Consider the following 22326-nt stretch of genomic DNA (forward strand, 5'->3'; position numbering starts at 1 on the left):
GCATCGTGGAGGAAGCCGACGCCCACGACTGCTCGTACATCGCCGTCGAACGCCTGACCCACATCCGCGAGCGGATGGACAATCGGAACGACCGCATCAAACGGCAGATGCACAACTGGGCGTTCCGCGAGTTGCAGGAGATGCTGACGTACAAGGCTGCTGAGTACGGCATCCGTGTCGAACCCATCCCGCCTGCGTTTACGATTCAGACCTGCTCTCGGTGTGGCCACCAGTCCAGCACGAACCGCAATTCGGATGGGTGGTTCGAGTGCAACGACTGTGGGTACTCAGTTGACGGCGACTACAACGCAGCGAAGAACATCGGTCTGAAACTGCTAACTGTACCCGAGGGCAAACGCCCCTCGGGGTTGGGCGACGGTCATCTCGCCCTCAAGTCCGGGACGCTGAATGGGAACGGCGATTATACCGCCTGCGACACTTCGTCGTCAGACCGGGAGTCCACGGACAAGCCCACGACTTCAGTCGTGGGTCGATGACTCGGCGAACCCAGCGAGCACGCCCCGACCGTCTGTGCGACCGATGTCCGGAAGCGTCGCCCGCTCCGGGTGCGGCATCAACACCGCCGTCGTCTCGCGGTCCCCGATGACGCCCGCGACGTTCTCCTTCGACCCGTTCGGGTTCGCTTCTTCAGTTATGTTCCCGTCCGCATCGCAGTAGCGGAACAGCACGCGGTCCTCCTCGTTCAGCGTCGCCAGCTTCTCGTCGGTGATCTCGAAGCGCCCCTCGCCGTGGGCGATGGGCAGCGAGATGACTTCCCCTTCCTCGTACGCCCGGGTGAAGGGAGTGTCGGCGTTCTCCACGCGAAGATGGACGTCCTCACACTGGAAGCGCGCGCTGCGGTTGATGGTGAACACGCCCGGCGTCAGCCCGGACTCGGAGCCGATCTGTGCGCCGTTGCAGACGCCCAGCACGGGCACGCCCTCGTCGGCGAGCTTGCGCACCGACCCCATGATGGGCGAGCGCGCGGCCATCGCGCCGGCCCGGAGGTAGTCGCCGTAGGAGAAGCCGCCGGGGAGGAGCACGCCCGTCGTCTCCTCCGGCAGCGGGTCCTCGTGCCAGACGATCTCGGCGTCGATCCCCAGATGCGCCAGCGCGCGCAGCGCGTCGCGGTCGCAGTTCGAGCCGCCGAAACGGATGATGGAGATCATGCGGAGACGTCGACGTCGAAGTCGTGGATGGTGGGGTTCGCGAGGAGACGCTCCGCCATCTCCGTCGCGCGCGCCTCGGCCTCGTCCTCACTCTCGGCATCGAGGTCGATCTCGAAGCGGTCGGCGCTGCGAAGTTCGTCGAGTTCGAAGCCGAGCCGCTCCAGTGCGCGTTTCGTCGTCTCGGCTTCGGGGTCGAGCACGCCCCGCTTCAGGCGGACGGTGACGGTCGCGGTGTACGCGGTCATCGTGTGGCCAAGCGCGTTCGTGTGCAAAAACGCTTGTGGGTTGGTTTTGGTATCCACGTTCGTGTATTCCGACTCGACCGGTGAACCTTGTGCAAAACGTGCGGCTTTTGGCCGTTCGCCTCTCTCGGACGAGTATGCGTAGCCAGTACGGCCGGTGGTCGCGGTGACGCGCCACCTGACCGAGGTAACGGTGGTCGGTGACGACAAGACCGGTATCATCGCCTCAGTCACGACCCTCCTGTTCGAGCACGGCATCAACATCGAGGACCTCGACCAGGCGGTTCGCGGAGGCGTGTTCCGCATGACCATGCACGTCGACACGAGCGAGATGACGTGTACGGAAGCGGAGCTCCGCGAGGCGCTCTCGGATCTCGGAGCCGAGCTGGGACAGGACATCCGCGTCCGGTTCCCGGCCGACCGGGAGACGCAGACCATCGCCGTCCTGGTGACGAAGGAGAGCCACTGTCTCGAACGGCTGTTCGAGGCGTGGGCCTCCGGGCATCTCGATGCCGACATCTCCGTCGTCATCGGGAACCACGACGACTTAGAGCCGCTCGCGGAGCAGTACGACGTGCCGTTCCACGACATCGGCGACGAGAAGGGCGTCCCGGACGAGGAGGAGCTGCTGGAGCATCTCGACGCGTACGACGCGGACCTCATCGTCCTCGCGCGCTACATGCGTATCCTCTCGCCGAACGTCGTCTTCCGGTACGAAGACAGGATCATCAACATCCATCCGAGCCTCCTGCCCGCGTTCCCCGGTGCCGAGGCGTACCGGCAGGCCCGCGAGGAGGGTGTCCGCATCGCCGGCGTGACGGCCCACTACGTCACCACGGACCTAGACCAGGGCCCCATCATCACCCAGCGCGCCTTCGACGCGCCGCCGGGCGCGAGCACCGAGGAGCTCGAACGCCGCGGCCAGCCACTCGAAGCAGAGGCCCTGCTGGAGGCCGTGAAGCTCCACCTCGACGACGCGGTCTCCGTCTACCACGGCCGGACGGAGGTCCGCGACGACGTGGACCCTGGAAAATACCAGTTCGGGCTCTCGGAGGAAGCACAGGCGCTGAATCCCGACCGGCCCGTCGACGGCCTCGGAGAGATCGTCTCCGACGACTAACCGACTAAAGCGACCGCACCGCGTCCACCGCCTCGAGCAGGTCGGGCGCGTCGAACAGTTCTCGCCCGAGGTAGGCGTTCGCGCCCGCCGTGTACATGTCGCTCGCCGTCTCGATGACCGCGGACGGGAGCGGTTCGGGCTTGACTGCACACAGGGTGCGCCAGTCGGCCACGTCCTCCTCCTTCGCCCGGGCTTTGGCCTCGCTCACGGCCTCGACCCACGCGGGCTGTTCGCGTTTGTGGTACTGCCGGATGACCTCCTTCGAGAGCTGCTGGCCGTCGTAGGAGAAGCGGTTCTCGTCGAAGGTGCCGAGCACGTCGGCCACACGAACCTCGCCGTCGAAGTAGAGACACTCGATCTTCCCGTCCTCGTGGACGAGCCCGGCCTCCGCGGCGTGGTCGGTGATGACGCGGTTCACCTGCCGGGCGACGGCCTCCAACTCTTCGATGTCGGCGACGCCGGCCACCGCCTGCGCCTCCTCCCGGGAGAGATATCTGTCGGATTCCTCGAACTTCGTGGAGAACTCCACGACGGGGTCGGGGAGATCGACGGGGCCCTCGGGCCAGCTGTCGAAGCTGAGGCCGAAGTCCGCCGGGTCGGCGCGCGACCGGAGGCTGGAGCCGACCGGGACGGTGTTGCGGAAGACGATCTCGAGGGGAATCAAGTAGTTCCCGCCGGCCTCGGCGTGGAAGGCGTCGTAGTCGTACTCGCGGCCCTCGTGGGGGAGCTCCGGCACCTGCGTCAGGTCGATGGCCATCTCGCGGGGCGGTTCGCGGGCGTCGGCGAGGGGGACGACCTCCCCGTCCGAGACGACACCGCGGTAGTGGGTGGGGACCCCCTCACCTTCGAGGAGCTCGAAGTTCTTCGCGCCCATCGCACAGAGCGCCGCGCCCTTCTCGGGGATGGGGTCGGGCATCTTCCCCCAGTCGAACACGGAGTAGTCGTCGGTGAACACGAACGCGCCGCGCCCGAGGCGTTCCGGCGTCGCGGCCTCCTCGACACGGAACTCCTTCACGCTGGTCATACCTCGAGTCCCGTTCGGGCGAGTATAGTGGTTTCCCTTCCACAGCGGGCTCGCGACCGATTCTATCCACGTTCGTGTACTATATTCGGGTGTTCAACCCCTTCGTTTCGCATGGAACTGCTTATCTTGGCCCCTCCCGGGAACCACCGGACGGCTCGCCGTAGCCGCCACGGTTTTATCCGCGGCCGAGAGAGTTCGGGGCATGGACACCAGGTCGGCCAACGTCCCCCGGGGGGAGTTCGAGTTCGCTCACCGCCCGGAGACCGACCAGTCGTTCGAGAACGCGCTGGCGAAGGCGCGCGCGGGCGACCGGCTCTCCGTCGCGGACGGCGTCGAACTCCTCACCACCGGCACCGACCGCGCGGGTATCGACCCCGAACGGAAGGAGCAGGTGCTAGAGGCTGCCGACCGCCGTCGCGCCGAGGTCGTCGGCGAGGAGGTCACGTTCGTCGCCAACCTCAACAACAACGTCACCACCGCCTGCAACACGGGCTGTCTGTTCTGCAATTTCAAGAACACCGCCGCGAACTTCGAGCGCGGGTCGGATATCGAGCATCCGGGGTTCACGAAGACCCCCGAGGAGTCCAGACGGATCGTCGAGGCCGCGCTGGATAGAGGAATATTCGAGGTCACCTCCGTCTCGGGGCTCCACCCGGGGTTCGCCCTCGACGCGGAACACCACGAGATCCTCGCTTCGTACGAGAAGCCCGAGACCGAGGTGAACTACAAACCGCCCGAGCGATACGAGGTCGACCCCGGCACGTATCTCGAACAGATGCGCGCGATGAGCGTCGGCGGGGCCCACCTCCACTCGATGACGCCGGAGGAAGCCTATCACGCCCGCCGCGGCACCGACTGGAGCTACGAGGAGGTGTACTCTCGATTGAACGAGGCAGGCCTCGCGAGCGTCCCCGGCACCGCCGCGGAGATCCTCGTCGACGAGGTGCGCGACGTCATCTGCCCCGGGAAGATCCGCTCGGACGACTGGGTCGAGGCGATGGAGGCCGCCGCGTCGGTGGGACTGCCGATGACGGCGACCATCATGTACGGCCACGTCGAAAACGAGATGCACCGGGTGCAGCACCTGGAGGTCATCCGCGACCTGCAGGATAGAACGGGCAACATCACGGAGTTCGTTCCCCTGTCGTTCATCTACCAGAACACGCCCCTCTACCGGCAGGGGGTCGTCGAGTCGGGCGCCACCACGGACGAGGACGAACTCCTGATCGCGGTCTCGCGGCTCTTCTTGGATAACATCGAGCACATCCAGTCGTCGTGGGTGAAGTACGGCGATTCGCAAGGATTGAAGATGCTCTCGTGTGGCGCCGACGACTTCATGGGGACCATCCTCTCGGAGGAGATCACGAAACGGGCGGGCGGCGGCTTCGGGGAGTTCCGGTCGTTCCGCGAGTACGCGGATATGATCTCGGCCATCGGGCGCGTTCCCGTCGAGCGCTCCACCGACTACACCCGGCGCGTCCCCGTGGACCCGGACGCCGAGGTGGTCGGGCCGACGCTCGGCCCGCGCGCGGACGGGACGCCGCTCACATGACGGTGGGCACATGACGGGAAGAACATGAGGGGGGACCTATGATGGGCACCACCCACGCGGCGATGGGGGCGCTGTTGGCGCTCCCGGTCGTGTGGGTCGCCCCGGCGTACGCCCCGTTCGCGGTCTCGGGCGGTATCGTCGGCTCGCTGCTGCCCGACCTCGACCTGTTCGTCGGCACGCACCGCCGGAGCTGTCACTTCCCCGTCCTGCTGTGGCTGCCGGCAGGCGTCGCGGGTGCGTGGGCGCTCGCGGCCCCGAGCGCGCCCGCGGTCACGGTCGCCTTCCTCCTCCTCGGCGCGGCGGTCCATTCGGGCGTGGACGTGCTCGGCGGCCCCGGCGACGAGCGGGCGTGGGAGGGGGACAGCCACGTCGGCGTCTACTCCCACCTTCGGAAGCGGTGGCTCCCGCCGAGACGGTGGATTCGGTACGACGGCGCGCCGGAGGACGTACTCCTCTACTGCGTCCTCGCCGTCCCCGTCGCGGTCGGCTTCCCCCGACTGCGACCGCTGCTGGCGGCGGGGCTGGTCGTCTCCGTCGTGTACGCGCTCCTCAGAAAACGGCTGGGTTAGTCGAGGCGGGCGCGATACCGTGCGCCCGCGTCGTCGTCGGCCTCGATGGCCCCGCGAATCCGGTCGGAGACCCACCCGGCGTCGAGGTGCCGCTGATAGACGGGCAAGCGCTCTCGCAGGGGAACGCCCGCGTACGCGGCGATCTCCTCCAGCTCGCGGAGCGCGGGCCACCGGTAGTCGGGGTTGATGTGGTCGTCGGTGACGGGCGAGACGCCCCCCAGGTCGTCCACGCCGCAGTCGAGGAGGTCCCGGACCGGAGCCAGGTTGGGTGGCACCTGCACCGACACCTCCTCCGGAAGCGCGACCCGGGCCATCGCGGTGACGCGGCGCATGATGTCGAGCGCCGGTCCCGGCTGTTTCCAGCGCTCGTTCGGGGAGACGGGCTGGACGATGACCTCCTGGATGTGGTCGTACTGCTCGTGGAGCTCGCGGATGGCGAGCAGTGCCTCCGCGCGGTCGCGCCAGTCCTCGCCGATGCCGACGAGGATGCCCGTCGTGAACGGCACTCCCAGCTCACCCGCGTTCCGGAGGGTGTTGAGCCGCTGGCCCGGGTTCTTGCCGCGCGGGCCGCCGTGGGCCTGCACCTCGGCGGTGGTCTCCAGCATCACGCCCATCGAGGCGTTCACGTCCGCGACCAGCGCCATCTGTTCGCGGGTCTGGTCGCCCGGATTGGAGTGCGGGAGTAGCCCCGCGTCGAGGGCGACCTCGCAGGCCGCCCGGAGGTAGTCGTGGATGGAGTCGTATCCCCACTCGTCGAGCTGGGCGTGGATCTCCGTGTAGCGGTCGTCGGGGTCGTCGCCGAAGGTGAAAAGCGCCTCCGTACAGCCCGCGTCGGCGCCCTCCTCACAGATCTCGCGGACCTCCTCGAGCGAGAGGAGGCTGGCCTGTCCTGGCGGGTCGTAGTAGGTGCAGTAGGTGCAGGTGTAGCGGCAGGCCGTCGTGAGGGGAACGAAGACGTTGCGGGCGTACGTGAGCGCCGGCGCGGGGTCGGTGTCCGCCGGTCGGGCATCGAGCAGGCGGTCGATGGCCGCGTCGCTCACGTCGATCGCGATGCCGTAGTCGTCGGCCCCCGGTATCACGTCGGGGACTCGTCACTCGGTGGTGATAAGTGCCGCGTTGCGGAGGATGAGTGCACCGTCCTGAGGAAGATGGGACGGACCGTCCCAGTGACAGTCAGGGTGCCCTCGACCGGCAGTTCCGGGACAGTTCGTCCCGCTGCGCGAGCGGGACTCGCGCATCCCGTCGTACACGGGGATACGCAAAAACAGTTGCCCCTTCGTGGCTAGAAGGACTCCCCCTCACGGACGGCGACCGCCCGGCCGTCCCGGACTCCGAGTTCGATTCCGCGTTCTACGAGATAGTCGCGGGCCGCCCCCGTCCCGTGGAGCAACAGGTCCGCGAGGTCCGACGGCTCGTCGATGTCCGACGCGAGACGGAACGAGTCGACCGTCCGGAAGTCGGCGCCGACCGCGCGCGCGGCGCGCCGGTGGTCGCGAAAGGAGACGCCGTGGTAGTCCGTCGCGAATTCGGGATGTCTGACGACGAGGGCGTTCGTCCCGCCCCCGCGTCCGGGCGCGGCGACCACGTCACCCGCCGTCGCGAACAGACGGTCGATGCTCTCCGGCGTCGCGAGCGCCAGATCGGCCATCACCACGGCCGTCTCCCCCGCGAGCCGGGCGTTGACCGCGGCCGAGAGCGGGCGGTCGTCCACCTCGACGGGAACGGGGGCGTCGACCGCCGTGGTGGCGACGAGGGTCACCTCGTGGCCGTCGAGCGCACGGAGTACGTCACGACACATCGCGGTCGCGAAGTCGCGTCGCTCGTCGTCGGTGAGAAGCGGGGAGAGGCGGGTTTTCGGCGCGCGGGCGTCGAACGGAACGAGGACGCGCATTCAGCGGAGCTTGTCGTAGCTGTCCTGCTGGGAGCGCCAGTAGAGGACGCCGCCCACGACGGCGAGCAGGGCGACGACCCCGATGCCGGCGTAGAGGAGCAGCTGGTTCCGGCTGCTGACCTCCTGTTTCTGCGTGGCGCGCTGCTCCGCCTGGTTCGCGAGGTCGATGGCGTTCGCGAAGTTGCCGTTGTTGTACGACGAAATGGCGTTGTTCAGCGTCTGCTGGGCCTGCTGGTCACCGCCGGCTGCGTCGATGGCAGCCTGCGCCGACTCGATGGCGTTTCGGGCCTCCTTCGACTTCTCCGTGAAGTGGTGGACTCGCTCGGTCGCGATGACGTTCGACGCGGAGCCGACCGTCTTGTTGAACCCGGCGAACAGGTAGGTCTCGACGGGGTCGTAGGTGAAGTTCTTCACCTTCGGCACGTCCCCGGTGACGGTCACCGTCACGGTCTCGACGTTCTCGTTCGAGGAGACCGTCGTCTCGAAGGTGCGCCCCTGATACGACTCGGAGACCACGTCGCCGCCGAGCTTCTGTTTCTTCACGGTCCACTGCGCGCCCGTCAGATTCGTCTTCGCCTCGAGCGTCCACTCCTGTGAGCCGTCGGCGTAGAGCTCACTGAAGGTGAACGTCGCGCTGGCTTCCGACTGGGCTTGCGTCTCGGCTGGCAGGTTCTCGGATGTCACTGCGACGGCCGCCACGGGGGTGGCGATGAGCGACAACACGAGGACGGCTGCGAGCGCTTTAGAAAAGCGGCTCAAGTTCATCGTCGCCGTCTTCGACCAAGCCCTGTAAATTCGCTTCGCTCTGGTTCTGGATCTCCTCGATGTTCTCCTGCGCCTCGATGGCGATCTGCTGGAGCTCCTTGATGCGCGGGACGTTCGTCACGCCCGAGAGGAGAACGACGCTCGCGACGTATTTCGAATCGGAGACCGGGTAGTCACCGCCGCGAACCTCCATCGAGCCGGTCTGCTCCTCCAGCCACTTCCGCCCGCGCTCTATCCCCTTCCGGTTCAAGAACTTCGGCGGGCCGGAGAGGACGAGCAGCGCACGCTCCGCCCCCTCGATCTCACAGGGGAGCGTCAGGCGACCGAGCGCGGCCTTCCGCACGAGCGAGGTGATGCGGTTCGTCGTGTTGGCGGCGTCGATGCCGTCCGCGTCGTCGTCGCCCTTGAACCGCGAGAGCAGACCCTTCTTCTCCGTCTGGACCTCCTCGGCCGCGTAGCCGATGGTGGAGACGCCGCCGCCGGAGAGCGTGTTGATGATCTCCGAGGAGTCGACGACGGACTCACCGACCTCGCCGCCGGGGCTGATCTCGCCCGCGCCGAAGAGGATGCCGAAGCGGCGGACGATCTCCTCGTTGATGTCGGCGTAGCCGCCCTCCATCGACTCGCCAGTCTTCCGCCAGGCGTCGTTGTCGAACACCATGAGGTTGTCCACCTCGCGGACGAACGTCTGGAACGAGCGGGCCGCGTTGAGCGTGTAGATGCCCCCCTCGTCCTGACTCGGCAGGACGCCGAGCCCGTAGACCGGCTCGGTGTAGATGCGCTTCAGGTGTTTCGCGAGCACCGGCGCGCCGCCGGAGCCGGTCCCGCCGCCCAGCCCGGAGATGACGAGGAACGCGTCCACCTCGTGGACCGGGATGGAGTCGATGGCACCCTGGACCTCGTCCATGTCCTCCTCGGCGATCTCGGCGCCGAGTTCGTTGTCGGCACCGACGCCGTGGCCCTTCACCCGAGCCTGGCCGATGAGCACCCGGTTCTCCTTCGGGACGCGCTTCAGTCCCATCAGGTCGGCCTTCGCCGTGTTGACGGCGACGGCGGCCCGAACGATGTTGCTCCCCGTTCGTTCGTCGTACTCGAGGAACTTGTCGAGGATTTTCCCGCCGGCTTGCCCGAAGCCGATCATTGCGAGCTTCATCTATTAGTCACTATTCGGGTAACGAACGCGGGGAACTGATAAGCTTTCGGCCCGCGCCCGACGGAGAGAACCGCCAGAACCCCGTATTTACCGGCGCGTTGCCACGTCCGGGTCGACGCCGAGGTAGTCGGCGAGCGTCGTCAACTCGGACTCGTCGTACCCGAACGCCTCGACCGCGTTGTTGCTGGTGGTGTTGTCGAACTTCAGTGACTTGTACTGGTCGGAGCCCATCGGCGCGCCGGGGACCAGATCGAGCATCGACAGTCCGATACCGGCGAGCGGCATCGGGACGGGGACGACGCTCACGGGCTTGTTGTCCGCGGCGTGTGCGAGCCGCGCGACCTGCGCGAGGGTGAGCGTCTCCGGGCCGCCCACCTCGTAGATACGGCCGACGTGGGGGTCCTCACCCTCATTCTCGTCCTCGGCTGCCGCGTCCACGCGGCGAATCGCCTGCGTTGCCCCTCCTGTCTCGACGGGTTCGCCGTCGTCGTCAGCCGTCTCAGTCTCCTCCGCCGCCGTCTCGGCGTCGGCGGTCGACCCCTCGACCGCGTCCGCGATCATCGGCACCAGGTCGCCGACCCAGATGGGCTGGAACCGGGTCTTCCCGCCGCCGGGGAGGGGCGTGAGATACGGCGGCGCGAGCTTCTTCGTGAAGGGGACGAACTCCCCGCCGTCGCCGAAGACGACGGAGGGGCGGAAGATCACCCAGTCGAGCGTCGATTTCTTCACCACGTCCTCCGCCTGCCCCTTCGCCTGGATGTAGGCGGTGTCGCCGTCCGGGTCCGCGCCGAGCGCCGAGAGCTGGACGAGCTTCGAGACGCCGTGTTCCTCCGCCGCCTCGACGACGTGCTCCGTCCCGCCGAGGTGGATCTCGAAGTGTTTCTCGTTGCCGCCCTTCGGCCGGAACAGCGGCGAGAGCGCGACCAGATTGACGACCACGTCCTGCCCCTCGAACGCCCCCTCGAGGGAGTCGCGGTCGGTCACGTCGCCCGCCACGGTGGCTACGTCACCGTCGAAGTCGGCATCCCCGGGGGTGCGCGCCAGCGCGGTCACGTCGTGCCCGCGCCGTGCCAGTTCCTCGCATAGATACGTCCCGATGAACCCGGTCCCGCCGGTGACAAGCACGTTCATGACCTTCTGTTCGCGCTGACAGGTCATGAAGCTAGTGACCGCGGAACCCCGGACCGTCGGAACCGAACGGATTTACCGGGCCGTCCCCGACTCGCGGGTATGCTCGTCACGCTCGAAGGGATCGACGGTTCGGGGAAGACGACGGTGTGGGAGGCGCTGCACGACCGGTTCGGGGATGCGACCTTCACCCGCGAGCCGACGGAGTCGTGGTACGGCGAGGCCGTCTTGCGCTCCATCAACGAGGACACCGCCGACCCGCTCGCCGAGCTGTTCCTCTTCATCGCGGATCACGCGGACCACCTCTCGCGGGTAATCCGCCCGGCACTCGCCGACGACCGCCTCGTCATCGCCGACCGGTACGTCGACTCCCGTATCGCCTATCAGGGGGCGACGCTCGCGGGCGAGATCGACCGCCCGATGGAGTACATCAAGGGCGTCCACCTCCCCTTCACCCGGATGCCCGACGCCACGCTCTACTTCGATCTCGACCCCGAGACCGGGGCCGAGCGCGCGGGCACGACGAACAAACTGGAGGACGCGGCGTATCTCGCGAGCGTGCAGTCGAACTACGAGCGGCTCATGAAAGCCGAACCGGAGCGGTTCGTCCGTATCGACGCCTCCCGCCCCCCGGAGGACGTCATCGAAGCCGCAGAAGAGGCCATCGAGCGGCTCGTCACCGACAACTGATTCCTGGTCGCTACTGGTACTTCGCCGGCAGCTCCACGTCCTCCGGTGCGGGCTGCCAGAAGTAGTCGAACGACATCCCGAGCGCGAGCGGCAGGAGGACGGCGATCCCCATGACGGTCGCGGGGTCGCCGAGGTCGAACCCAAGGCCGACGATGCCCGAGAGGACGAGCGTGAGCATGACGAGTACGACGGGGATGATGAGTACGGCGTAGATGACGGAGCCCCAGCGCGTCTCGAGCCGGACGCGGAAGACGCGCGTGAGGAGGGCGGCGACCAGACTGTTGACTGCGAGGATGACGAGGAGGCCGACGGCCCCGACCAGCGTGACCATACCCTCCCTTCGCGTGCCGCGCTCTTTGCTCCTGCGCTCCGAAACCGCTTTGCCCCGTTGTTGCGACCCCACCGGATATGCACCGGGTTATCGGCGAGCGCGACATCGAGGCGACCCCCTTCAGCGAGGCGACGGCGCGCGAGCTGTTCGTGGATATGATTCGTGCGCGGGCGTTCGACGACCGGGCGCTCGCGCTGCAGCGCCGCGGGTGGATGTCCGGCTACCCACCCTTCCGGGGCGCGGAGGCCTCGCAGGTCGCCGCCGCCCACGCCATGCGCGACGACGACTGGCTGTTCCCCACCTACCGCTCGAACGCGATGCAGATCGCGCGGGGCGTCCCGATGAGCGACATCCTCCTCTTCCGCCGCGGCTTCGCGGAGTTCACCTCCGACCACGACGTCCCGGTCTTCCCGCAGGCGGTCCCCATCGCCACCCAGATCCCCCACGCCGCGGGCGCGGGGATGGCGATGAACTACGAGCCCGCGGACAACGCGGTGGTCTGCTACTTCGGTGACGGCGCCACGAGCGAGGGCGACTTCCACGAGGGGCTCAACTTCGCCGGGGTGTTCGACGCCCCCGTCGTCTTCTTCTGTGAGAACAACGGCTGGGCCATCTCGATGCCCCGCGAGCGCCAGACCGCCTCGGAGTCCATCGCCATCAAGGCCGAGGCCTACGGCTTCGAGGGTGGGCAGGTCGACGGGAACGACCCGCTCGCGGTCCGGGAGTTCGTCGGCAGCGCGCTCGAACGCGCCCGCAAGGGTGAGCCCGTGCTCGTCGAATCGCTCACCTACCGCCAGGGGCCCCACACCACGGCGGACGACCCCTCCGTCTACGAGGACCGCTCACAGTATCCGGAGTGGCGCACCCGCGACCCGCTCGACAGATACGAAGAATACCTCCTCGAGCAGGGCGCGATAGACGAGTCGTTCCGCGAGGAGACGCTCGAGGAGGCGAAAGCCGAGCTCACGGCGGCCGTCGAACGGGCGGAGGCGGAGCCGGAGCCGTCGATGGACGAGGTGTTCGACTACGTCTACGCGGAGCCGACACCGAACCTCGAACGACAGCGGGCGTGGCTCCACGACCACGCCGCGCGACACGACATCGAGGGGGTCGACCGATAACGCGACGCTGGGCTACTCCAGACAGATGTAGGTCTTCGTGTCGGCGACCTGGTCCATCCCGCGGATCCTGGTCGAGACCTCGTGGAGCACCTGGTACACCTCGTCGGCGAGCACCTCCACGATGATATCGTAGTCGCCCGCGACGATGTGGGCGTCGACGACGAGTTCCAATGCCCCGATATCGGCCACCAGCGGCTCCGCATCACCGGATGTCGCCTTGACCATGATAAACGCTCGCACCATAGGATAACTTCTCCGCGTTCGGACAAAAAGGTTTGCTAACGTGGGGCAAACTTATTGTCTCTCATCGACGTATTACTCCCATGCGCTTTGTTATCGTAGGTGCCGGTCGCGTCGGGATGCGAACGGCGCGTGTTCTCCGAGACGAGGGCCACGAGGTGACGCTCGTGGACCCCGACTACACGAAGGTCGAACGCCTCTCCGAGGAGGGGTTCGACGTGGTGCAGGGCGACGGCTCGCAGGAGGCCGTCCTGGAGGGGCTCGACCTCTCGACGGTCGACGGCCTCGCGGCGCTCTCCGGCGACCTCACGGTGAACGTCATCGCCTGTATGATCGCCAAGTCCCACGGCTGTCGGACCGTGCTCCGTGCGGACGACGACTACCGCGAGTACGTCCTCCGGAAGTACGCGAGCGACGTGGACGAGGTCATCTACCCCGAGCGGCTCGGGGCCATCGTCGCCAAGAACGCGCTGCTCGGCGGCTCCATCCGCGCCATCGCGGATATCGCGCACAACATCCAGCTCGTCGAGCTCACCGTCACCGAGGACGCGCCGATGCGCGGCTACACCCTCTCGGAGGTGGAGCTCCCGGCGAACGCGCGCATGCTCGCGTTCTGTAAAGACGGCGGAAGCTACACGCTTCCGGACAGCGATCACTCGCTCGAGGCGGGCGACCGCGTCGTCGTCATCGCCGACTACAACGACCTCTCGGACGTCCGGCGCATCATCGTCGGCGCGTCCAACCCAACCGCCGCAGTCGCAGGAGGTGCCTAAGACATGGTAATCGCATACGTCATGGTGAAAGCCCATACCGGCCGTGCAGACGAACTGAAATCCGAAATCGAGGCCATCGAGGGCGTCCAGAGCGCCCACATCGTCGCGGGCGACGTCGACCTCATCGCCAAGGTCGACGTCGAGTCCCCGAGTCAGGTGAAGGACATCGCCGCCAACGCCATCCAGGGGTTAGCCGGCGTGGAGGACACCCACACCTACATCGCGATGGGCTAAAGCGGCGTCCCGCCCCGCCCACCGCTGTTCTGCTCCGCCGCCGCCAACATCGAAGAGATCGGCTCGACGTAGTCGAACCCCGGGACGACACCCTCCATGTAGGTCCCCTCCGCGTACTCCGCGAGCGCCTTCGCGATGGCGGGCGCGCGGTCCGCGTTCCCCCACTCGAACGTGAAGACGGCGACCGCCTCCCCCGCCTCCGCGCGCACGTCGAGCGCCGCGAGCTCTACGGACTCGCGAACCGCACCCGGGGCGTCCTCCAGCCGCAGCGCGTACGTGTCGAACCACCCCGACTCCAGGGCGTCGCCGACCTCCCCCTCCACGGCGTCCGAGAGCATCGGCGCCCGCACCTCGAGGTCGTACGAGAGCGCCCAGTCGTCCGTTTCACTCGCCTGTACACGGACATCGAACGTCACCGTCGTCAGCTGGAACCACTCGCCCTCGCGCTCGAAGGCATCGTGCGCCTCGAACGCCCGCTCCGCCCGATCTGGCATCGTCATTGGGCACTGTTGGGTGTTCGACCGGAAAAACGTCTCGTGATACGGGTGGTGTTTCTGGGGGTTGTTCCACCGAGCGGCGTTTTGTGGTGTGTTTCACCGGGGGCCGTTTTGTGGTTCGTTCCACCGGGGGCCGTTTTGTGGTGTGTTTCACCGGGCGAACGGGATTTGAACCACGGTCGCTCCGCTCGCGTGCGCTCGCTTCGCTCCCTGCTTCAAATCCCTCCCCTGACTATCGCGGTCGCTCACGGGTGGGAGACACGCGATGCGGGGGGAGGGATTTGAACCCCCGAACCACTACTGGAGCGGATCTTAAGTCCACCGCCGTTGGCCAGGCTGGGCAACCCCCGCGACACCGAATACGACGACTGCGATCACATAAATGACCTGCGGTGTCGGCGAGGGTTCAAATACGAAAACGGAACCAACCCCGCCGTGACGTAAGCGAGGCCCGGAACGGTCGAGGCGGGAGCGCGGCGAGCCGTTTCGGGGAGGAGAGCCGCCTGTTTACCAGTCGACGGAGAGCGTGCCGTCCCCGTGGGGGTCCGGCGACACCTCCTCGTTCGTCCGGCGGTCGACGACGTGGATGACGCCTTTGTCCTTCTTCGCGGGGCACACCTCCGCGGCGCGGACGTTGTGGTCGAGCTCCGACTCGTCGAAGAAGTAGGTCAGCGGCTTGGCGATGTTCGACCGGAGATCCATCTCCCAGTTGGCGGAGACCTCGGCACACTTGCCCGCGGCGATGCACTTGTTCGCCTCGAAGATGATCTTGTAGGGCTTCTCCTCGACGGGCGGGGCGTTCGTCTCCCCGATCTCGCTCGGGTCGATAGGCTCGTCGGCCATTATCGAAGATGAGGAGCGACGGGATTAGTCGTTATCGGTGCTCGCGGCGGCCTCGAGCCGGCGGAGAGCGTCCGGCCGCGCGATGGCGTAGACGGTCTCACCGGCGGTGAGCGCCCGGCCACGCGGCGGGATCGGCTCGATGCCGGTCTCGCCGCGCACGGCCACGACGGCGATGTCGAGCCCGCCGACGGTCGTGGCGACGAGGTCGCTCCCCGCTTCGATCGTGACGGCGCCCATCGTCTCCTCGGCGGCCCGCAGCAGCGACGCGAACTCGCGGTCCGCGCGGGGTGTCACGGGGAGCGTGACGAGCCGGTAGCGTGCGGTCGGGTCGAACGTCTTCGCCTCGTCCTCGTCCACGGCGATAGTGACGATATCGCCGGCCACCCCGCGAACCTCGGCGTTCGCCACGCGGGTCGCGCCGTCGGCCGTCCAGACCTGCACCAGGTCGCCGGCACTCGCGGCGAACGCGGGATCCGCGCGGACCGAGACGGCGGCGCTCCCCGGCGGGAGCGTCGGACCGATACCGGCCTCACGGGACCCGACGGCGAGGTAGTCGACGGTGGCGTCCTCGTTCAGATCGATGTCCACGTAGCCGACGTTGTAGTCGGTCTTGAGCCGCTCGACGAGCCGGGTGCGCAGTTCCTCGACGGTGAGCCGCCGGGGGAAGACGAGCGTCGCGCCCGCGAGCTTCTCCTTTACCGTGGCGTCGACGGGGTCGTGCCCGTCCATGTCGCCGATCTCGTCGGGGAGCTTCACGGTGATGACGCGGCCGACGCTCTCGACGAGCTTCGACACGTCGCCTTCGAGCCGCTTTGCCCCCGTCACGGCCGAGATGCTGTTCCCGAGGCGGTCACCGGCGCGGGCGCCGGCCACCGCGGTCAGCCCGGCGACGAGGAACGTCACGACGTTCGTGAGCACCGTCTCGATGGCGAGCGGGTCCCGTCCGCCGACCGTCCCCTGGAACGTGCTGAGTGCCGTCGTCGTGTTCAACAGCACCGCGATGACGGAGAGGCCGATGAGCACGGGGAGGCCGTCCGGGACGCGCGAGCGGGCGTACCACCGGTGGAGGAAGGCGGTCACGACGCCGGCGACCGCCGAGACGAGGCCGTAGGCGACGACCTTCACCGCGGCCCCGAGGAGGAGGTTCACCTGCGCGACGACGGGGATCACGCGACCACCTCCGCGAACGCGTCGAGTTTCGGGGTCTGCCCGACGGCGAACACCTCGTCACCCGCCTGGATGACGGTGTCACCGCGGGGGGCGAGCACCCAGCCGTTGGGCCGCCGCACTGCGAGCACCCCCACCTCGTAGCGGTCCCGGATGTCCGCCTCCCCGAGCGTGACCCCGTCCAGTTCCCCCTCGCCGACGGTGAGCTTGCGGAACCGCTTGCCTGCGCGCCGGAGCAGCGAGATGAGCTCGTACTCCGTGCGGGTGCCGCGGGCGGTCACGACCACGTGCGGGCTCGTCGCCCCCATGAGCGTGCCCGCGTCCGCCCGCGGGACGGCGACGGTGAGCCGCCCGTCACCACCCGTGGTCGTCTGCCGCGCGGGCGCAGGGGTCTCGGAGGCGGCCTCCTCGCCCCCGTCGGTCTTCGGCTTCTCCGTCCCGCTGCTCTTCGCGGAGACGACGGTGCCGCTGACGGCCTGATCGCCGACGAGCACCGTGACTCGGTCGCCACGGGCGAGCCCCGTGGGGACGAGACAGTCGATAGAGACGGCCCGGTGGCCCTGCGGGACGCGCTTCGAGAGCCCGGACAGCGGCGGGGCGACGACTACCGTCGCGTTCCCCTGTGCGTCGATGTTGACGCTCACGTCGGCGAGGTCGAACTCGGTTCGGAGGCGTTCGGCAAACCGCGTCTCCAGCTCCGAGAGGGGGATGTCCGCGGGGAGGGTCCACTTGCCGTCACGGATGCCCGCGCGGATGTCGTCGGGGACGGGCGGGTACCCCTCCATGTCGATGACCTCGCCGGTGACGGTGATGCGGACCTGGTTCCGGCCGCCGATGAGCTCGACCACGTCGGTCGAGAGCGTCCGGTCGCGCAGGCCCTTCAGGCTGAGCCGCTTGGGGAAGTTCGCCCCCATGGTGTCCCCCTTCGAGTGGGCGTACAGCGAGAGCATCAGGACGACGATGATCGCCGTGACGACGACGGGGGCGGTCGCGGACTCGCGGATGGTCGGGTCGTTGAGCGCGAGCAGCCCGCCGTTGACCCCCGCGACGGCGAGCGCGAGGACGACCACACCGAACCCGGGGATGGTGACGCCGGTGAAGTACTTGAACGCGAAGCCGAGCCCCCAGGCGACGAGCGCGGGGATGATGCCCGTGAGGATACCGATGTAGATTCCCTGGAGGATTTCGACGGGTAAGGGTGCCATGAGATTCGCGTCGGGGCGGAGGCCCATACGCTTACCGGACGGTTTATTCTCCTCGCCGGTGACACTGCTTTGTATGTCGGGGTCGTCGCCGTCACGTTGGCGGTTCTTTCGGGTTCGGGCGGCGTTGCTGTTGCCGACAGTCGTGGCCGTCCTCTCGGTCGCGACGGGGCTCGTGAACATCTCGGACGTGGCCGTCGACGGGCCGTTCGCCCGCCACATCCCGGCCGCGCTCCAGCGGACCGCGGGGTTCACCGGCGCAGTCACCGGATTCCTGATGCTGGCGAGCGTCTACGGCCTGCGCCGACGCCTGCGTATCGCCTGGTACTCCACCGTGGTGCTGCTCCCAGTGACGGCGCTCCAGGGCGTCCTGCAGGGAAGCGCGTTCTCGTTCCCGCTCGTCGTCCTCTCGCTGCTGTCGCTCCCCACCGTCCTCGCCAACCGGGACGTGTTCCCCGAGGAACTGAAGCTCTCGACGACGCAGCTCGCGGCCATCGCGGCCATCGTCGGGGCGCAGCTGTACGGCACCATCGGCACCTACGCCCTCCGCGACCACTTCGGGGGGGTCACCACGCTCGTGGACGCCTTCTGGTACACCATCGTCACCGGTTCGACGGTCGGCTACGGGGACATCTCGCCGACGACGGCCACCGGGAAGGTGTTCGCCACGTCGGTCCTCCTGCTCTCGGTGGCCTCCTTCGCGGTGGCGCTGGGGACCGTCCTCGCGCCGGCCATCGAGGCGCGGCTCGCACAAGCACTCGGAACCATGTCACAGTCACAACTCGATCTGATGGACGACCACGTCATCGTCACCGGCGTCGGTGACCTGACCGCACCGATCATCGACGAACTCGCCGACGGGAACGAGACGTTCCTCGTCATCACCCGCACGCCGGAGAAGGCACAGGTCCTTCGCGACCGGGGTATCGAGGTGCTCGTCGCGGACCCGTCCGACGAGGAGCCGCTGCGCCGAGCGGGTATCGAACGGGCGCGTGCCCTGCTCGCCGCGACGAACGACGACGCGCAGGACGCGATGGCCATCCTCACGGCGCGGGAGCTGAACGGTGACCTCCGGATCGTCGCCGCGGCTACCGAGCGCGAGAACGTGAAGAAACTGAAGCGGGCGGGCGCGGACACCGTGCTCTCGCCGGCGGTCATCGGCGGTCACCTGCTCGTCCAGTCGGCGCTCGGCCAACACGGCGTGGAGAACGTCGCCGACAGAATCCTGGGCGCGGAGACGCCCGAGGAACTGGACTAGTAGATGAGTTCGTCGCTGTTCTCGACCATGTAGAGCGTCCGCGCAGCGATGTTGACGGCGTGGTCGCCCACCCGCTCGAGGTCGCGGATGGTGAGAAGCAGTCGCGAGACGTCCTGCATCAGCTCTTCGACCTCCTTCTCGGTGGTGCCGTCGTCCACCTCGGTCTCGATGAGGTCGCGAACGACGGTGCCGGAGGCGATCTCACACCGCTCGTCGATCTCGTCGTCTGAGTCGGCGATGACGAAACACGCGTCGGCGTCCTCCTGTTCGTACGCCTCCATCGCGCGCTCGACCATCTCGACGACGGCGTCCCCGATCCCCTGGGTGTCCACGTCGGGGTAGAGGTCGCGCTCGGCCTGCAGCGTGTAGTCGCCGAGGTTCGTCGCGAGGTCCGCGATGCGCTCGAGGTCGGTGATGATCTTGAACGACGCGGCGATAAAGCGCAAATCGGAGGCGACCGGCTGCTGGAGCGAGAGCAGGTCGATACACTCCTGTTCGAGCTCGAGATAGAGCTGGTTCACCTCGTCGTCGCCTTCGATGACCTCCCACGCGAGGTCCTCGTCCTTCTGTTCCAGCGCGGACAGCCCCATGCGGAGCCGTTCGAGGACGACCTCGCTCATGTAGAGGACGTCCTCCTCCAGCGCCGTGAGCTTCGTCTGATATCCTTCTCGTGCCATTGGTAGGTCCGTCGCCACCGCCCCGTATGAAGGTTTTGGGTATGTCAATATCTATCACACGATAGATATGGATACCACTATATGGGGCTCCCGCGCTCTCAGTAGTGCGGTCGGTCGTCGACGCGGCCGAGCGGCGTCGCGCCCGTCACCCGAACTTCCCGGTGATGTAGTCCTCGACGCGGTCGGAGTCGGGGTTCTGGAACACCTTCTGGGTGTCGTCGAACTCCACCAGCTCGCCGCCGGTGAGGAACACCGCCGTCTTGTCGGAGATGCGGGCGGCCTGCTGCATGTTGTGGGTGACGATGACGACCGTGTACTCCTCCGCGAGGTCGTCGATGAGGTCCTCGATCTTCGAGGTCGCCACGGGGTCGAGCGCCGACGCGGGCTCGTCCATCAGGATGACCTCCGGGTCGGGGGCGATGGCGCGGGCGATACAGAGCCGCTGCTGCTGGCCGCCGGAGAGCTCCAGCCCGGACTCGTCGAGCTGGTCTTTCACCTCGTCCCACAGCGCCGCGCGCTTCAGCGACTGCTCGACGATCTCGTCGTAATCCCCGTCTTTCCCCTGGATGTCGAGCCCGTACGCGACGTTGTCGTAGATGGACTTGGGAAACGGGTTCGGCTTCTGGAACACCATCCCGACGCGACGGCGGAGCGCGACCGGGTCCACGTCCGGGTCGTAGACGTTCTTCCCGCGGAGCGTGAGCTCTCCCTCGACTCGCGCGGCGTCGATGAGGTCGTTCATGCGGTTGATACACCGCAGGAACGTCGACTTCCCACAGCCGGAGGGGCCGATCATCGCGGTGACGCGCTTCTCGGGGATCTCCATGGAGATGTCCCGGAGCGCCTGCGTCTCGTTGTACCAGACGTTGACGTTCCTCGCCGCGACGATGGTGTCCGCGGCCGCGTTGCTCGTCGCGTCCGTGACGCTCTCGTCGATGTCCGTCTGTATCACCATCTCGTCGTCGGTGGGGTCACCCCCGCTGTACGATTCGACCTGCCGTTCCGTCTCTTCTTTGCTCATGGGTGTTAGTTATTGGTCGCTCTGATACTTGTTTCGCAGGACGATGGCGACGGAGTTCATCGCGAGTAGGACGCTCACCAGCACCACCACGCCAGCGGGCACCGCCTTCGTGTAGAAATCCTCGCTGGCGAACAGGCTCGCCCACGCGTACACCTGCAGCGGCATGGCGCTCACCTTCGCCGACAGCGCCGTCGGCAGCGAGAAGAGGACGCTCGGCGCGCCGATCATGATGAGCGGCGCGGTCTCGCCGATGGCTCGCCCCAGCGCGAGGATGGTCCCGGTGAGGATGCCGGGGAACGCCCGGGGTAAGACCACCTTGCGGACGGTCTGCCACCGGGTCGCCCCCATCCCGTAGGATGCCTGCCGGAGCTCGTCGGGGACGCTGCGGATGGCCTCGCGCGCAGAGATGATGACGATGGGGAGGATGAGCAGCGCGAGCGTCGCACCCCCGATGAGCACCGTCCCCGTCGGCCGGCCGAGATAGGTGACGAACAGCCCGAGCCCGAGCAGGCCGTACACCACCGACGGGACGCCAGCGAGGTTCGAGATGTTCACGTCGATGAAGCGGGTGAACCGGGTGTCCGGTGCGTACTCCTCCAGATACACCGCGGCACCGACGCCCACGGGGAACGAGAGGACCGCGACGGTGACCATCAGCAGGATGGAGCCACCGATCGCCGGGTACAGCCCGGCGTCGACCGCGTTCCGGCTGTGGGCGCTCGTCAGGAACTGCCAGTCGACCCACGACCTGGGCCCCGCGAATCCGAGGCTCGTGACGAGCAGTTCGCCGAGGATCACGCCACCGACGACCACGAGCGGGAGGAGCAGCCCGACCCGCTCGGCCGGTCTGGAGACGGCCGTGCCGCCGACGTAGGCGGCGGTCGGGACGCCGACCATCGTCGCGAGGATGACCGCCGGCACGGGATCGATGCCGACGGACGGCCCCGCGACGGCGGCCGCGCTCACGCCGGCGAGCGCGAGGCCACCGGCGGCCAGCCCCGCCCGGGTATCGGCGAGGTCCGCGGCGTAGCGAGCGACGAGCGCCGCGGCGGGGACGCCGAGCGCCGCGACCAGGAGCATCCAGTCGACCGGAATGACCGGTAGCGAGGTGACCGCGCCGGCGAGACTCGGGACGACCTGTGGCACCCCGAGCACCCAGCCGAGGGGACCAGGCACGCCGAGCAGTGCGAGATAGAAGACGGCGATCGCGGCACCGAGCTTCGCCACGAACGGTGTCCGGTGTGCGAACCGTTGGAGCGCGACGACGGCTCCGACGGGGACCGCGAGCGCGAAGGTGTAGGCGAACCACGTGAGCGGCGTGATGATGTCGATGAAGATCATCGCCGCCCCACCGGCGAACATGAGGCTGACGACGACCAGTCCGATGGTCATCGCCCCCAGCCTGAGCGCGTCGGGGTTCCGTGCGTAGAGCCACCCCCCGACGGCCGTGGTCGGCACCACGAGGGTGAGAAGGAACGTGAGGTGCCAGCCCGGGTCCGCGGTGAGCGGCTGTATCGCGTCGTTGGCGACGAACACGAGCAGGATGAAAAGCGCGACCAGCCCGATGAGCGTCGCCCCCAGAAGCAGGTATCTGAACGCGGCTCCGACGGTCTTGCTGACCTCCCCGAACCCCTCGAAGGTGCCCTGTTCGGTCGCCAT

General features: G+C 67.7%; 26 protein-coding genes and 1 tRNA gene. 9 read left to right on the top strand and 18 right to left on the bottom strand.

Translation table 11 applies throughout. The features are described from left to right. A partial coding sequence (locus tag ACQUQR_RS13320; RefSeq protein ID WP_435196990.1) for an RNA-guided endonuclease InsQ/TnpB family protein occupies positions 1-497 on the top strand: 497 nt, incomplete at its 5' end. Here the strand turns inward: ACQUQR_RS13320 and purQ are convergent. Together purQ and purS are read right to left on the bottom strand one after the other, a co-directional pair. Next, a complete protein-coding gene (gene purQ / locus ACQUQR_RS13325; RefSeq protein ID WP_435196991.1) occupies positions 480-1169 on the bottom strand; it encodes a phosphoribosylformylglycinamidine synthase I in 690 nt (229 codons plus the stop codon). The two genes, ACQUQR_RS13320 and purQ, sit on opposite strands and share 18 nt — an antisense overlap. After that, a complete protein-coding gene (gene purS, locus ACQUQR_RS13330; RefSeq protein WP_435196992.1) occupies positions 1166-1414 on the bottom strand; it encodes a phosphoribosylformylglycinamidine synthase subunit PurS in 249 nt (82 codons plus the stop codon). Before purS ends, purQ begins: the two co-directional genes overlap by 4 nt. Before the next feature lie 163 nt (positions 1415-1577). On the opposite strand from purS, the gene ACQUQR_RS13335 reads away from it, so the two are divergent. After that, positions 1578-2531: a formyltetrahydrofolate deformylase gene (locus ACQUQR_RS13335; RefSeq protein ID WP_435196993.1), complete on the top strand. Its 954-nt coding sequence runs from the start codon at positions 1578-1580 to the stop codon at positions 2529-2531. Positions 2532-2535: 4 nt separating this feature from the next. On the opposite strand, the gene ACQUQR_RS13340 is transcribed toward ACQUQR_RS13335, so the two are convergent. Beyond that, positions 2536-3555, bottom strand: a complete 1020-nt coding sequence (locus ACQUQR_RS13340) for a phosphoribosylaminoimidazolesuccinocarboxamide synthase (protein WP_435196994.1) — start codon at positions 3553-3555, stop codon at positions 2536-2538. A 202-nt stretch (positions 3556-3757) separates the two neighbouring features. Between ACQUQR_RS13340 and cofH the strand changes: the two genes are divergently transcribed. Then, positions 3758-5107 carry a 7,8-didemethyl-8-hydroxy-5-deazariboflavin synthase subunit CofH gene (gene cofH, locus ACQUQR_RS13345; protein ID WP_435196995.1) on the top strand — a complete coding sequence of 450 codons (1350 nt, stop codon included), beginning with the start codon at positions 3758-3760 and terminating at the stop codon, positions 5105-5107. A 38-nt stretch (positions 5108-5145) separates the two neighbouring features. Beyond that, on the top strand, positions 5146-5676 hold the full coding sequence (locus ACQUQR_RS13350) for a metal-dependent hydrolase (RefSeq protein WP_435196996.1): 531 nt from the start codon (positions 5146-5148) through the stop codon (positions 5674-5676). Here ACQUQR_RS13350 and cofG read toward each other — a convergent pair. From cofG to ACQUQR_RS13375, 5 genes are all read right to left on the bottom strand, one after another. Continuing rightward, the gene (cofG, locus tag ACQUQR_RS13355) at positions 5673-6755 is read right to left on the bottom strand and encodes a 7,8-didemethyl-8-hydroxy-5-deazariboflavin synthase subunit CofG (RefSeq protein ID WP_435196997.1); all 1083 of its coding nucleotides are present in this window, start codon (positions 6753-6755) and stop codon (positions 5673-5675) included. The genes ACQUQR_RS13350 and cofG overlap by 4 nt on opposite strands. Before the next feature lie 203 nt (positions 6756-6958). Further along, positions 6959-7567, bottom strand: a complete 609-nt coding sequence (gene cofC, locus ACQUQR_RS13360; RefSeq protein ID WP_435196998.1) for a 2-phospho-L-lactate guanylyltransferase — start codon at positions 7565-7567, stop codon at positions 6959-6961. Further along, positions 7568-8332 (bottom strand): hypothetical protein, encoded by a 765-nt coding sequence (locus ACQUQR_RS13365; protein ID WP_435197000.1) that lies wholly within the window; start codon positions 8330-8332, stop codon positions 7568-7570. It lies immediately after the preceding gene. Beyond that, a complete protein-coding gene (locus ACQUQR_RS13370) occupies positions 8310-9485 on the bottom strand; it encodes a tubulin/FtsZ family protein (RefSeq protein ID WP_435197001.1) in 1176 nt (391 codons plus the stop codon). Before ACQUQR_RS13370 ends, ACQUQR_RS13365 begins: the two co-directional genes overlap by 23 nt. Before the next feature lie 87 nt (positions 9486-9572). Beyond that, a complete protein-coding gene (locus ACQUQR_RS13375) occupies positions 9573-10616 on the bottom strand; it encodes a complex I NDUFA9 subunit family protein (protein ID WP_435197002.1) in 1044 nt (347 codons plus the stop codon). 99 nt (positions 10617-10715) lie between these two features. Between ACQUQR_RS13375 and tmk the strand changes: the two genes are divergently transcribed. Beyond that, positions 10716-11303 (top strand): dTMP kinase, encoded by a 588-nt coding sequence (gene tmk, locus ACQUQR_RS13380; RefSeq protein WP_435197003.1) that lies wholly within the window; start codon positions 10716-10718, stop codon positions 11301-11303. Between the two features lie 10 nt (positions 11304-11313). On the opposite strand, the gene ACQUQR_RS13385 is transcribed toward tmk, so the two are convergent. Beyond that, the gene (locus ACQUQR_RS13385) at positions 11314-11634 is read right to left on the bottom strand and encodes a hypothetical protein (RefSeq protein WP_435197004.1); all 321 of its coding nucleotides are present in this window, start codon (positions 11632-11634) and stop codon (positions 11314-11316) included. A 77-nt stretch (positions 11635-11711) separates the two neighbouring features. Between ACQUQR_RS13385 and ACQUQR_RS13390 the strand changes: the two genes are divergently transcribed. Further along, positions 11712-12755, top strand: a complete 1044-nt coding sequence (locus ACQUQR_RS13390) for a thiamine pyrophosphate-dependent dehydrogenase E1 component subunit alpha (RefSeq protein WP_435197005.1) — start codon at positions 11712-11714, stop codon at positions 12753-12755. Positions 12756-12767: 12 nt separating this feature from the next. Here the strand turns inward: ACQUQR_RS13390 and ACQUQR_RS13395 are convergent, their stop codons facing one another. After that, the gene (locus tag ACQUQR_RS13395; RefSeq protein WP_435197006.1) at positions 12768-12998 is read right to left on the bottom strand and encodes an Lrp/AsnC ligand binding domain-containing protein; all 231 of its coding nucleotides are present in this window, start codon (positions 12996-12998) and stop codon (positions 12768-12770) included. 80 nt (positions 12999-13078) lie between these two features. On the opposite strand from ACQUQR_RS13395, the gene ACQUQR_RS13400 reads away from it, so the two are divergent. Both ACQUQR_RS13400 and ACQUQR_RS13405 read left to right on the top strand, forming a co-directional pair. After that, positions 13079-13768 carry a potassium channel family protein gene (locus ACQUQR_RS13400; protein WP_435197007.1) on the top strand — a complete coding sequence of 230 codons (690 nt, stop codon included), beginning with the start codon at positions 13079-13081 and terminating at the stop codon, positions 13766-13768. A gap of 3 nt (positions 13769-13771) precedes the next feature. Beyond that, the gene (locus tag ACQUQR_RS13405) at positions 13772-14002 is read left to right on the top strand and encodes an Lrp/AsnC family transcriptional regulator (protein ID WP_435197008.1); all 231 of its coding nucleotides are present in this window, start codon (positions 13772-13774) and stop codon (positions 14000-14002) included. Here the strand turns inward: ACQUQR_RS13405 and ACQUQR_RS13410 are convergent. The 5 genes from ACQUQR_RS13410 to ACQUQR_RS13430 form a co-directional block, all read right to left on the bottom strand. Further along, complete coding sequence (locus ACQUQR_RS13410; RefSeq protein ID WP_435197009.1) at positions 13999-14502, bottom strand: DUF5813 family protein; 504 nt, start codon at positions 14500-14502, stop codon at positions 13999-14001. The two genes, ACQUQR_RS13405 and ACQUQR_RS13410, sit on opposite strands and share 4 nt — an antisense overlap. A 263-nt stretch (positions 14503-14765) precedes the next feature. Then, a tRNA-Leu gene (locus tag ACQUQR_RS13415) sits at positions 14766-14850 on the bottom strand. Positions 14851-15006: 156 nt separating this feature from the next. Continuing rightward, complete coding sequence (locus tag ACQUQR_RS13420) at positions 15007-15342, bottom strand: ferredoxin (protein ID WP_435197010.1); 336 nt, start codon at positions 15340-15342, stop codon at positions 15007-15009. Between the two features lie 24 nt (positions 15343-15366). Continuing rightward, positions 15367-16512: a potassium transporter TrkA gene (locus ACQUQR_RS13425; RefSeq protein WP_435197011.1), complete on the bottom strand. Its 1146-nt coding sequence runs from the start codon at positions 16510-16512 to the stop codon at positions 15367-15369. Beyond that, positions 16509-17714 carry a TrkA C-terminal domain-containing protein gene (locus ACQUQR_RS13430; protein ID WP_435197012.1) on the bottom strand — a complete coding sequence of 402 codons (1206 nt, stop codon included), beginning with the start codon at positions 17712-17714 and terminating at the stop codon, positions 16509-16511. The genes ACQUQR_RS13425 and ACQUQR_RS13430 overlap by 4 nt, the downstream gene beginning before the upstream one ends. Positions 17715-17787: 73 nt before the next feature. On the opposite strand from ACQUQR_RS13430, the gene ACQUQR_RS13435 reads away from it, so the two are divergent. Continuing rightward, positions 17788-18969, top strand: a complete 1182-nt coding sequence (locus tag ACQUQR_RS13435) for an NAD-binding protein (protein WP_435197013.1) — start codon at positions 17788-17790, stop codon at positions 18967-18969. On the opposite strand, the gene phoU is transcribed toward ACQUQR_RS13435, so the two are convergent. The 3 genes from phoU to pstA form a co-directional block, all read right to left on the bottom strand. Next, on the bottom strand, positions 18966-19646 hold the full coding sequence (gene phoU, locus ACQUQR_RS13440; RefSeq protein ID WP_435197014.1) for a phosphate signaling complex protein PhoU: 681 nt from the start codon (positions 19644-19646) through the stop codon (positions 18966-18968). The genes ACQUQR_RS13435 and phoU overlap by 4 nt on opposite strands. A 145-nt stretch (positions 19647-19791) precedes the next feature. After that, positions 19792-20667, bottom strand: a complete 876-nt coding sequence (gene pstB, locus ACQUQR_RS13445) for a phosphate ABC transporter ATP-binding protein PstB (RefSeq protein WP_435197015.1) — start codon at positions 20665-20667, stop codon at positions 19792-19794. A 9-nt stretch (positions 20668-20676) separates the two neighbouring features. Further along, positions 20677-22326, bottom strand: coding sequence for a phosphate ABC transporter permease PstA (pstA, locus tag ACQUQR_RS13450; protein ID WP_435197016.1), 1650 nt, complete (start codon positions 22324-22326; stop codon positions 20677-20679).

It is taken from the genome of Natronomonas sp. EA1, assembly GCF_051195035.1.
In the GTDB taxonomy this organism is placed as follows: Archaea; Halobacteriota; Halobacteria; order Halobacteriales; family Haloarculaceae; genus JBNTJV01.